General features: G+C 62.0%; 8 protein-coding genes. 1 reads left to right on the forward strand and 7 read right to left on the reverse strand.

Annotated features, from left to right (window positions below; all coding sequences use genetic code 11):
- Positions 1–3: 3 nt before the first annotated feature.
- The 3 genes from AC1DWZ_RS20225 to AC1DWZ_RS20235 form a co-directional block, all read right to left on the reverse strand.
- Positions 4–432: a metallopeptidase family protein gene (locus AC1DWZ_RS20225; protein ID WP_477170752.1), complete on the reverse strand. Its 429-nt coding sequence runs from the start codon at positions 430–432 to the stop codon at positions 4–6.
- A 542-nt stretch (positions 433–974) separates the two neighbouring features.
- A complete protein-coding gene (locus AC1DWZ_RS20230) occupies positions 975–2405 on the reverse strand; it encodes a DUF294 nucleotidyltransferase-like domain-containing protein (RefSeq protein ID WP_477170753.1) in 1431 nt (476 codons plus the stop codon).
- A gap of 173 nt (positions 2406–2578) precedes the next feature.
- Complete coding sequence (locus tag AC1DWZ_RS20235) at positions 2579–3325, reverse strand: 3'-5' exonuclease (RefSeq protein ID WP_477170754.1); 747 nt, start codon at positions 3323–3325, stop codon at positions 2579–2581.
- Between the two features lie 254 nt (positions 3326–3579).
- Here AC1DWZ_RS20235 and AC1DWZ_RS20240 point away from each other — a divergent pair, with 254 nt between their 5' ends.
- Complete coding sequence (locus AC1DWZ_RS20240; RefSeq protein ID WP_477170755.1) at positions 3580–4617, forward strand: cache domain-containing protein; 1038 nt, start codon at positions 3580–3582, stop codon at positions 4615–4617.
- Positions 4618–4658: 41 nt separating this feature from the next.
- Here AC1DWZ_RS20240 and AC1DWZ_RS20245 read toward each other — a convergent pair whose 3' ends face one another.
- From AC1DWZ_RS20245 to AC1DWZ_RS20260, 4 genes are all read right to left on the reverse strand, one after another.
- Complete coding sequence (locus tag AC1DWZ_RS20245) at positions 4659–5222, reverse strand: DUF1003 domain-containing protein (protein ID WP_477170756.1); 564 nt, start codon at positions 5220–5222, stop codon at positions 4659–4661.
- Positions 5223–5486: 264 nt separating this feature from the next.
- Positions 5487–7931, reverse strand: coding sequence for a GcvT family protein (locus AC1DWZ_RS20250; RefSeq protein ID WP_477170757.1), 2445 nt, complete (start codon positions 7929–7931; stop codon positions 5487–5489).
- A gap of 259 nt (positions 7932–8190) precedes the next feature.
- On the reverse strand, positions 8191–10617 hold the full coding sequence (locus AC1DWZ_RS20255) for a GcvT family protein (RefSeq protein WP_477170758.1): 2427 nt from the start codon (positions 10615–10617) through the stop codon (positions 8191–8193).
- A gap of 145 nt (positions 10618–10762) precedes the next feature.
- The gene (locus AC1DWZ_RS20260; RefSeq protein ID WP_477170759.1) at positions 10763–12328 is read right to left on the reverse strand and encodes a trimethylamine methyltransferase family protein; all 1566 of its coding nucleotides are present in this window, start codon (positions 12326–12328) and stop codon (positions 10763–10765) included.
- Between the last annotated feature and the right edge of the window lie 13 nt (positions 12329–12341).

Here is a 12341-nt window from a genome sequence, read left to right on the forward strand (position 1 = left end):
GTCCTAGCCCTCCGCCATATTCTCCACGGCCTCCATCTCGGCGTCGGAATAGCCGAAATGGTGGCCGATCTCGTGGACCACGAGATGGCGGATGAGGATCTCCAGGCTGACATCCTCTTCCGCCCACCAGTCGAGAATGGCGCGGCGATACAAGAAGACGATGTCGAGGTCGGTGGGGTCGGCGTGGCCGCGTTCGGTCAGCGGAACACCGCGATAGAGACCGGCCAGCTCGAAAGGGTCTTCGATCCCCATTTCCAGAAGCGTTTCCTCGTCGGCGAATTCTTCCACCCGGAGCGCCACATTGCTGCAGCGGATGAGAAATTCCGCCGGCAAGGACGCCAGAATCCGGCGGCCCATTTCCTCGATTTCGCCAGCGCTGGGCGGCGGCCCGAAATGGCGCAGAGAATCGTCAGCGTCGCGATTGTCGGGCATGGGGGGCTCCTGGGGGTCCGGCTGGATTAGACCCCAACCGGGCAGGCCCGCGCAAGATCAGCCCAGAAGCAAGATTAACCCAGAAGGTCGGAGGCGGCCGCAAGCCAGAGGAGGCTCAGCGCCAGCAGGAATTCAAGCGCCAGCGTCAGCTTGACGATGCGCGCCTTGGTCATCTCTTCAAGCACCGGCGCCGGCCAAAACCAGCACCATCGCAAAAAGCGAAAACAAGGTGAGGCGGGCACTGATGGTGATCAAGCTGTCGAACATGGCGGCGGTTCCTGGAAGCGGTATGGGTCTATTAAACGGCGAAACGGTAAAGGTCTGGTGAAGATGAGCGAGACGACTTGCCCCATAATGTGAGCTAAAGCATTCAGTTACGCAGTGATCCGGGTCACCAATCGTGTTGGGCTGCGACCACCGATCAATGACCGGCGCGCATGGCGGCCAAAGGCCGGAAATGTGGCAAAATCAGGGGTTTCTCGGGGTCTGACAGCGGCGGACGCTGGCGCAATCAAGACCGGGCTGTGATGCCGGTCACCGCTCTAGACGAGAGCGTGGCGGACGATGAGATCGATGACCGACGCGATCTTGAGCCCGTCTTTCAGGCGTTCCTGGTCGAAATCAAGCAGGCGCTTCACCTCGACATCCGAGCCCGGGGCGCGGCCCTTGGCGATATCGGCCAATTGCTGGGCCAGCATCAGGCGGAGCGCCATGTCATGCGCATCGGTGATGCGCAGCAGGTCGTCGGCACTCACCCGCTGCGCTTTCCGCGCCGCCTCCCAGCGCATTTCTGTTTCCAGCGCCGTGCTGCCCAGGCTCAAGCCCAGCACGCGCGCGCCGGAGACGATCGGCAGCAGGGCACCACGCTTGAGATTGAGCCGGCCGCCCTTGGTCTTCATGCCGCCGAAGAGACCGAGCTGCGGCTCGAACTTGCCGATCGAAGCAGCAAGGCGCTTCAGGAACATCGGCTCCTGGCCAAGCTCGGAGGCAAGCGCCCGCAGCTTCACCGCCAGTGCAATGTCGCCATAGGCCGGGCGGAAATCGAAGAAGATATCGGCATTGAGCAACGCCACATCGTCGTCGCTCCCAACCCAGAGGCCGATGCGCTTGCGCCAGCCGGCGAGATTGTGCCGGCATTCGCGGTTGCTGGCCATGACGTCGCCGCGGCAGAAGGGAATGCCGATCTGATCGAGGATGGCGGAACAATGCAGGCCGAATTTCTCGAACCAGGGATCGTCATCCGCAGTCCCGTCATGCACCAGGGCATGATCCTGATCCGCGGCCAGCAGGCTTTCGCCACGACCGGCCGATCCAAGGACCAGGAAGCACCAGGCGGCGGGTGCTGCACCATGGCTGGCCAGCAGCAGATTTTCCGCCAAGGCCGCGACCCTGGCATAGACATCGCGCAGCACGGCGGCGAGGGCGCCGGCGATCTGGCGCGGTGGGACGCCTTCCGCCAGCAGGGCCGTGGCCAGACGCGGCAGGGCCGCCACCACATCCTTGAGGCTCTGCGCATCCGGCGCCTCTTCCGCATCCGCCGCCAACAACAACGCATCGTCGGCACGCAGCTTCAAAAGCGCGCTCATGCTGACGACACCCAGCGCCGCCTGGCTCGACCGGTCCACGACGATCAAATGCCGCGTGTTATGGCGGCGCAGATCGGTGAGCGCTTCGAACACGAACGCATCCGGCGGCAGGAAGGCCATCTCGCGCGACATCGCAGCACCCACCGGCTGCGACAGCGTCTCGGGCCTTGCCGCATGGTGCGCGAGATCACGGTCGGAGATAAGGCCGATCGCCCGTCCATCGCCATCCAGCACTGCAAGCGCGCCGACACGCTTTTCCGCCATCATCGCAGCAGCTTCCGTAAGCGGTGCTGCGGCATCGATGGCGATGACCGGGCTGCGCATGACATCGACCAGCCGGTGGCGATAGGCGAAGGCATCGATCCGCTGCACGATTTCCGGGTTCATGACGTGCCGGCCCTTATCATCGCCGGTGCCACCGCCTCTCCATCGTCAAGCCCGGACTTGATCCGGGCATCCACACTCTCAACTGCCGCAGTGGATCCCCGGGTCCCCCCTGATTCCAGATGGGCCCGGGGATGACGGCTAAGAAAAGGCTGAGTGTGCTGCATGCGCCCTCTTTACCAATGCCAGCGGCGAGGATGTTGCAGGATGGCAGCGCGCTCGAAGGCCAGCGCCTCGCCCAGCGTGCGGATACCGTGCTCCATCAGCAACGGCACCAGGGACAGGAACAGACGGCCGGTCGCTTCCGCATCGCCCCGCGCAGTGTGGCGGTCCGTGACCTCAATGCCGAAGGCGGCACAGCAAGGGGTGAGATCGCGGTGGCGTTCGCCGGGATGGAGGGCGGCATAGAGAAGTGCTGTATCGAGCGCCACCGGCGGCTGCAGACGCAGGCCCATGCGCCGCACCTCGCGCCCAAGCATGGCAAGGTCGAAATAGACCTGATGGCCGATGATGAGCCCATCCTGCAGATGCTGATGCAGTTCCGGCCAATGGGCCGGAAAATCGCCCGCACCCACTACCATCTGGTCGACGATGCCGTGAAAGACAGTCGAGGCCGCCGGGATCGGCCGCCTAGGGTCGATCAGCCGGTCGAAGCTGGGTGCTGCGGCCAGAGCACCTTGGTCGAGACGAAACCCAGCCGCCGAAATGATGCGGTCGCTGCGCACATTGAGACCGGTGGTTTCCGTGTCCATCACCAGGGCGGTGAGCGCGGTGAGCGGGGTGGCTGGCGAAGGCGGCAGGCCGCACTTGACCGTCCCGACCGGCGTCTGGAAGCCGCGCCAGACCCAGCCGACGGCCAGCTGGAGCGACGCCAGGCGCCGGCTTTTCGCCGGTGCGACCCCCATGTCCCGATCAAACGCCAACCAAATCCCCTCCCACCTGCCACATGAGGCCTGGCGCGAGCTTAAGGCAGCAGCTTCGGCCCTGGCCATGCTCATTCCGGCATCATGGAGCTCAAATCGACCTTTTCCGCAGCGCACAATAATGCTAATCAGATAGGAACGTCTCAAAGACGACTAAAAAACACCGTTCTGCTGGCTAGGGTTAACCTGCGCATCGTGTGCGCGCAGGTGTGTCTATTTGTTTCTACCCAACCCTATGGCCGCCAACGGATTCCATGACCCAACCAGAACGCATCATTGAATTGTCCCGCCATGTCAGCGACGTGGCCGAGGGCAAGATCGCCCTTATCAACACCATCACGCGGGAAACCCGCATCCTGGCCCTCAATGCGCTGATTGAATCGGCGCGTGCCGGCGATAGCGGGCGCGGCTTCGGTGTCGTTGCCAACGAGGTGAAGACGATCTCCGAACGCATCACCCAGATCTCGCACCAGCTTTCCTCGGAGCTGGCCGGCGCCATCGCCGAACTGGTGAGTCTGGGTGAAGGGCTGGTGCATCAGGTGCGGGGCCAGCGCTTAGCCGACCTTGCCTTCAACATGATCGAGATCATCGACCGCAATCTCTATGAACGCTCCTGCGACGTGCGCTGGTGGGCAACCGATGCTGCGGCGGTGGATGCGCTGGCAGCGCCGGGGCCGGAGAGTGCCGCCCATGCCAGCTCGCGCCTGGGGGTCATCCTCAACAGCTACACGGTCTATCTCGACCTGTGGATCGCGGATGCTGGCGGCCGCGTCATCGCCAATGGCCGCCCGCAGAAATATCCCAAGGTGATCGGCAGCAATGTGGCCGGGACGAGCTGGTTCAAGGCCGCAATGGCCACCAGCTCGGGCGATGATTACGCGGCCTTCGACGTGGAACGCGTCCCCAACCTCGACAATGCCCAGGTTGCGACCTACACCACCGCCATCCGCGCCGGCGGTGCTGCGGACGGCAAGCCTCTGGGTGCCCTGGGTATCTTCTTCGATTGGCAGCCACAGGCCCAGGCCGTGGTGCAAGGCAGCCAGATCAGTGCCGAGGAGCGAGCATTTACCCGTTGCCTGCTTTTGGATGCCCAGCATCGCATCATCGCTGCCTCGGATGGCAATGGCGTACTCACCGACAGTTTTGCGCTCAAGGAGCTCAGCCAGAAGGCCGGCTATTTTGCTGATACCGGCAAGATGATCGGCTATGCGCTGACACCAGGGTACGAGACCTATCGAGGCCTCGGATGGTACGGCGTCATTGTGCAGGACGTGCCGACAGCAACGCCCTAGGCAGGCAGGTTGGCCCTGCCGTACCCCAGCCTTGCCATGCCTTAACTTTGGCGTTGGACGGCCAGATCTTTTTGCAGTTCCTGGATAACGCTCATCAGCCGCTCCATCTCGCGGGCCCTCAGCATGTCGATCTTTTGGTGCAGCAATTCGATCTCCAACTCGGCCTTGAGGTTGACCTCGTAATCGTTGCGCTGGGTCTGCCGGTCGATCTCCGATTGCCGGTTCTGGCTCATCAGCAGGATGGGCGCCGTATAGGCGGCCTGGAACGAGAGCATGAGGTTGAGCAGGATGAACGGATAAGGGTCCCAGGCGCTGGTCCAGGCAAAGATGTTGAGGATAAGCCAGCCCACCAGCAGCACCGATTGAATGATGATGAAGCGCCATGAACCCACCACGCCCGCGATATTGTCCGCGGTGCGCTGGCCCAATGTCGCCGGCGCCACATCCCGCGGCGCCCGGTCTGCCCGCGCCTTGCGGAGATCGCGCAGCAATGCCTGGTCTTCCTGCGACAGCGCCGTGATCTCATCGAACAGCGCCGCCACGGTGCGGGCACCTGCAGCCACGTCGCGTGCGGCATCGGTCAGCTTGTTATCAGATTGAGCCATGATCTATCCCACCCCTCGCAGGCGCCGATCTGCGCCATCAGCCATTATCACCGGAGAATGCGGGTGTGAGTGGGAAATTTTTGGCTGAGTCGACCGGACGAACTCGATCGATCCATACCCCCCTCCCCGACCCTCCCCCTCAAGGGGGGAGGGTGGTGGGTGAGGATCTTGATTGATGTATTGCCCCGCAACTTATTTACCTCCCCCCTTGAGGGGGAGGTCGCGCGAAGCGCGGGAGGGGGGTGTTGAGCGACCGGGCTGGATTTACACCCGCATCCGGGCCGATTTCGGATCGTACATCGGGGTCAGAGACGCGGTAGCCGGATAGCGCTTCAGTGCAACGCCGATCTCGAACGTGCCGTCCGCGATGAAGCTCGCATCGACACCGTCCTTGTTGTGCACATAGCCCATGCCGATGGCGCCACCCAGATGATGGCCGTAATTGGCGGACGTCACCAGACCCACCAGCGTGCCATTCCGATAGATGGGTTCGTTGTGATAGAGCAGCAAGGCCGGGTCCTGCATCTTGAACTGCACCATGCGGCGGCCGAGCTTGCCCGATTCCTTTTGGCGAAGCACGGCGTCGCGGCCGATGAAGCCGCCCTTCTTGTCGAAGGCACAGGTAAAGCCGAGACCAGCTTCCAGGACGGTGTCCTTGATGCCGATATCGTGGCCCCAATGGCGATAGGCCTTCTCGATGCGGCAGGCATCCATGGCATGCATGCCGGCCGGTCGCACGCCGAGATCGGCACCAGCTTCCAGCACGGCATGCAAGACACCGCGGGCGAATTCGCTGGGGATATAAAGTTCCCAGCCCAGCTCGCCCACATAGGAGATTCGTGTCGCCCGCACCTTCGCATTGCCAAGCTCGATATGCTTGGTGGCCCCGAACGGGAACCCAGCATTGGTGAGATCAGCATCAGTCAGGCGCTGCAGCAATTCGCGGCTCTTCGGTCCCATGACACCCAAGGTCGCATAGGATGTGGTCATGTCGACCAGTTCGACATCCTCGCCGGACTGGATCCGGTCCTTGAGATAGTGCCAGTCGCGCGTCGAGGTGGCAGCCGCCGTCACCACCATGAACTTGGTGTCGTTGATGCGGAAGATGGTGAGGTCGGCCTCGATGCCGCCCTTCTCGTTGAGCCATTGCGTATAGACGGCCTTGCCCGGCTGCGCGATATCGGCGCAGGAGACCCGCTGCAGCAACGTCTCGGCATGTTTCCCCACGACCAGGAATTTGGCGAAGGTCGAGAGATCGTAAAGTGCCACACCTTCCCGCGTCGCCTTCACATCGGCCGCCGCATAGGGGAACCAGTTTTGGCGGCTGTATGAATATTCATATTCCGCCTTCACACCCTTGGGGGCATACCAGTTCGGCCGCTCCCAGCCAGCCACTTCGCCGAAGCAGGCGCCCAATGCCTTCCAATCCTCGTAGAAGGCCGTCTGGCGGACGTTGCGCGAGCTTTCGAACTGGCGGTACGGCCAATGCATGGCATAGAGCAGGCCCAAGGCTTCCGAGACGCGCGGCACGAGGAAGCTCTTGCGGCTCATATGCGGCTGCAGGCGACGGATATCGACGTCCCAGAGATCGAGCGGCGGCTCGCCCTCGACAATCCAATGGGCGAGCGCCATGCCGGCACCGCCACCCGATTGGATGCCGATCGAATTGAAGCCGGCGGCCACGAAGAAATTCTGCAACTCCGGCGCAGGCCCCAGGATATAGCGCTGGTCCGCCGTGAAACTTTCTGGCCCGTTGAAGAATTTGCGGATGCCAACCTTCTGCAGAGACGGCACACGGTGCATGGCACCTTCCAGGATCGGCGCAAAATGATCGAAATCTTCGGGCAATTCGTCGAAGGCGAAATCTTCGCGGATACCGTCCATGCCCCATGGCTTGGCCTTGGGTTCGAAGGCGCCGAGCAGCAGCTTGCCAGCATCTTCCTTGTAATAGGCGCAGGCATCCATGTCGCGCATGACGGGGAGGTCCGGCGTCATGCCCTCCATCGGTTCGGTCACAATGTAGAAATGCTCACAGGCATGGAGCGGAATGTTGACGCCGAGCTTCTGCCCGATCTCGCGTGACCACATGCCGGCAGCACAGACGACATATTGCGCCTTGATAATACCCTCGGACGTGCGCACGCCCGTGACACGGCCTTTCTCGACCAGCACTTCCTCGACCTTGGTGTCCTCGAAGATCTTGGCGCCCTGCATGCGGGCGCCCCGCGCCAGCGCCATGGTGGTGTCGGCCGGATTGCACTTGCCATCCTTCGGGTAAAAGATGCCGCCGATCACGTCGTCCGTGTTCAGCAACGGCCATTTCTGCTGCACGCCGGCGCGGTCGAGTTCGATGCATTCGACCTCGAAGCTTTGCAGCATGTCGGCGCCACGACGGAATTCCTCCCAGCGCGCCTCCGAGGTTGCGACCGACAGCGAGCCCGGCTGCACGAAGCCGGTCGCCTGTTCGGTTTCCTTCTCCAGCGTCTGGTAGAGCTCGGTCGTGTATTTCGCGAGCTTGGTCAGGCTCTCGCTATAAAGCGAGGCGCGCACCAGTCCCGCCGCATGCCAGGTAGTGCCGGAGGTGAGCTTCTTGCGTTCCAGCAGCACGGTATCCTTGCCCCAGCCGAGCTTGCCCAGATGATAGGCAATCGAACAACCAAGAATGCCGCCACCAATGATGACGACGCGGGCTTCCGTAGGGAGTGACATGGGTTGGGTTCTTCGTCTGGTTGGGTTGCGGGCGGATTATGCGGGTGGATGAGTTAGCGGGCAAATAGGTGGTTTCGATGGGGGGTATTGAGCTGAGGCCCCCTCACCCCAACCCCTCTCCCGCGAGGGGAGAGGGGCTTGATGCGAAGGTGGCAATAACCGTCAGTCGCAACGATCTTTGCAGCACGAGACTCATTCCCTCTCCCCTCGCGGGAGAGGGTCAGGATGAGGGGGTGCGACTGAAGACTCCCGCCCATCTTCACGCCTTCAACCGCTCGTTCTTCGGGTCGAAAATCGGTTCCTCGGCAACCACGGCCGGGAAGCGCGTGCCGAGAATCTCGACTTCGAGCTTTGTCCCGACCTCGGCAAGATCCAGCCGCACGTAGGAGAGGGCGACACTTTTCCCGATGCGGAAGCCCCAGCCGCCGGAGCCGACGATGCCAACCTTCTTGCCGTCCTTGAAGACGATCGAGCAGGAAGGTGCATCGGCCGTATTGCCCTCGACGATGAGCGGCACGAAGCGTTCCTTCTCACCGGCAGCATGGCGTTTCTTCAAAGCGTCGCGGCCGATGAAATCGCCCTTCTCCAGCTTCACGAAGCGTTCCAACCCGGCATCGAAGGGTGTGTATTCGTGGGTGATGTCCTGCTTCCAGGAGCGGTAACCCTTCTCCAGCCGCAGGCAATCCATCGCATACATGCCGAAATCGGCAATGCCGAATTCTTGGCCAGCCGCAAAGATCGCATCATACACATGGACGAGGTCACCCATCGGAACATGGAGTTCCCAACCAAGCTCGCCCACATAATTGACGCGGAGCGCGGTCACCTTGCGGCCAGCCACGGTGATCACCTGGCTGCTCGGCCAGGGGAAAGCATTGTTGGAGAGATCGGCATCCGTGATCTTTTTCAGAAGATCGCGCGAGCGCGGCCCGGCCAGCACCAGGGAGGAGGCCGTCCGGCTCACTTCCGTAAGCTTCACCGAGCCGTCGCCGGGTAGATGCTGCACCAGCCAATCCAGATCGTGCCACAGGCCGGAACCCGCCGACATCAGGTAGAATCTGTCCGCCGCGAGGCGCGTCATGGTGAATTCGGAGAGGATCGAACCCTTGGGCGTCAACGTATAGGCTAGGGTCACGCGATTGGATTTCGGCAGAGCGCCGCAGACCAGGTAATCCAGCCATTTCTCAGCACCCGGCCCCTCGACGATGAATTTCGAGAAGCCGCCAAGATCCATGATGCCGACGCGGTTAGAAACGGCATCGCATTCCGCGCGCACCGGTTCGAACCAGGCCTGCTCCGCACGGTGGAAGGAGAGCTTGGTCTTCGCCTCATCCGGATTGCGCGGGAAGTACGCCGCGCGTTCCCAGCCGCCGCGCGCACCCATGATGGCACCCTTGGCCGTCAGCTTCTCGAACAAAGGCGTCTTCAGACGCGGGCGACCTGCCGGCCGTTCTTCATTGGGGAAGCCGATCGCATATTCGTTCTGATAGAGCTCGATCGCCTTGTCGGTCACATATTTCTGGTCGGCAAAGACGGTGTAGCGGCGGTGATCGAGGCCCCAGAGGTCCCATTCGGGTTCGCCATGTACGATATATTCGGCAATCGTCTTGCCAGCGCCGCCGCCCTGGCAGATGCCGAAGCTGAACGTGTTGCAATTGTAGAAATTGGTCAGGCCATGCTGCGGCCCGATATAGGGATTGCCGTCGGGCGAATAGGGGATGGGGCCGTTGATGACCTTTTGTACGCCGACCTGGCCCAAGACAGGAACCCGCGCCACCGCCTGTTCGATATAGCTCTCCAACCGGTCGAGATCGTCGGGCCAGAGCTGGAAGGCGAATTCTGCTGGAATGCCGTCATGCCAATCAGCTTTGCAGTTCCATTCATAGGGGCCGAGGATGAGACCATCGCGTTCCTGGCGCAGGTAATAGGAGACGTCCGGATCGCGCACCAGCGGCAGCTTCTCCGGTCTGGCGGCGAGTTCGGGAATCATCTCGGTGATGAGATATTGATGCTGCATGGCGATGATGGGGAGATACTGACCGACCATGGCCGCCACCTCGCCAGCGCGATAGCCCGCTGCGTTGATCACCTTTTCGGCCGTGATTCTGGTGCCGTTCTTGGTGGTGATTTCCCATTCACCGGATGGCAATTGTTTGATCGCCGTCACCGCGTTGAAGCGCTGCACCTTGGCGCCCATATCCTTGGCGCCCTTGGCCAAGGCCTGCGTCAACTGCGAGGGATCGATATCGCCGTCATGGGCATCCCACAGCCCGCCCACCAGATCATCGAGTTCCATGATCGGATATTTGTCTTTGATCTCGGACGGACTGAGCATCGCGTAATCCAGCCCTTGCGCCTTCGCCATGGCGCAGGCATGGGCGAATTCCTCCATGCGCGATTTTGTGTGTGCCAAGCGGATCGAGCCGGTGACGTGGTAGTTCATCGGGTAATCGACTTCTTGGCCCAGGGTCCGATAGAGCTTCGCGGAATAGGCCTGCATCTTCATGATGTTCCAGGAGCCCGAGAAGGTCGGTACATTGCCCGCCGCATGCCAGGTCGACCCGGAGGACAGTTCATCGCGCTCGAGGAGCAAGCAATCGGTCCAACCGAGTTTTGCCAGATGATAAAGCGCGCTCGTCCCCACGACACCGCCGCCGATGATGACGACACGGGCATGTTCAGTCATTTGGTTCCCCTAGAAAACGGTCTCTTTTCAGTCAACTAAACTTGTCATGGTCCGCGCAGGCGGACCATCCACGAGTTTCCATCAGTATATGAAAGCAACTCGTGGATCCTCCGCCTTCGCGGAGGATGACAATCGAGATACTCCATCACCCCTTGCGCATATGCGCCCGGTCCAGCCGCACCGGATACTTGGCGCGGATGGCATCGTCGACATGTTCCGGGATATGCGCCGGGAAATGGTTGGTCATGATTGTTTTCAGTTTCTTGGTGGCGCGCTGCACCGCATCCGGCCTGCCCTGCTCGACCCATTCCTTGGGGTTCGAGCGGTCGCCGATCATCGGATAGACATATTCTGTCTGCATCAGCTGCAGGGTCTGTTCCGAACCCAGATAATGACCGGGACCTTCCAGACAGACCTTGCGGATGGTTTCCAGCGACAGGCTTTCATCCGAGACATCGATGCCCTTGATGGTGCGCTGTGTCGCCCCGATGATGTCATTGTCGATGAGAAGACTCTCCAGGCAGAAGCCCAAGAGGCTCGCATGCATGCCGGCTGATTCGTAGATCATGTTGGCGCCGGCATTGCCGACCAAAGCATGGTTATAGGCCTTCTCATAACCCGCCTGCGCATCGGGCAGTTTGGAATCGGTCATGCCGGACGCTGTCCCGCCGGTGAGGTCATAGAATTGCGCCATCTGCGCCGAGGCTGCCGAGAGCAACGCCTGTTCCGGCGAGCCGCCCGACATGGCGCCGGTGCGCAGATCGGACACGAAGCACCAGGTGCCGAAGATGGCGGGCGCCCCCGGCTTGATCGCGTTCACATAAACGAGGCCGGCGAGGCATTCGGCCACTTCCTGCACGATGGCGCTGGCCAGGGCCGCCGGCGCCGTGGCACCTGCCTGGCCGGCCGAGAGAAGCAGTACCGGCATGCCACCGCGCACCGCAAGTTCCAGACAACGACACGCATCCTGCGCGAATTTGAGGGGCGGGACGACGAAGCAGTTCGACTGGCTGACGAAGGGCCGTTCGCGCCACTTATCCTCGCCGCCGGCAATCATGTGCAGCATGCCGAGGCTGGCTTCGAGATGCTTGGGATCGACCCAGCTCGACCCCACATGCTTGGTGGTGCCGGAGACCGAGGCATAGCAGGTGTTGAAATCCATCTCGAACGGATCGGGCAGTTCGCGGCACACGACCGAACGCTGATAGAAATGGATGTGATCCAGCGTGTCGACGATGCGCGAGATATCGTAGCAATCGCGCGTGGTGGTATCGCGGTAATCGCCGGTGACCGGGTCGATCATATGCACCGCGGCACCCGCCGTGCCGAAATAGACCTTCTTGCCCCAGGGCTCGAGATCGTAGCGCGGGTCCTGGGCGTAAAGCGGGAAATGCCGCGCCGCCTTGGCCAGCGTTTCCTCGACCAGGGCGCGGGGGAAAGTGAGGCGGCCATTGTCGTTGAGGATCGCGCCGGCCTTGGTCATGACCTCAATGCCGCTGGGGATCGCATCGGCCATGCCGATCTGTTCCAGCACATCGAGGGCCGCGTTGTGGATCTTCAGCACATCGGCGTCGGAGAGCGGCTTGTAGCGCCCGCCTTCGAGACCCGGGCGCACCGGACGATCGTTCTCCGGCAAGGGGGCCGCGCGCGCCGCGCGCCGGGCCTCGCGGCCGCCGCGCCGCACTGTGGTATCGAGCACCGTCGCTGACATGGTTTTCTCTCCC

The organism is Dongia sp. P2_B8, from assembly GCF_056404715.1.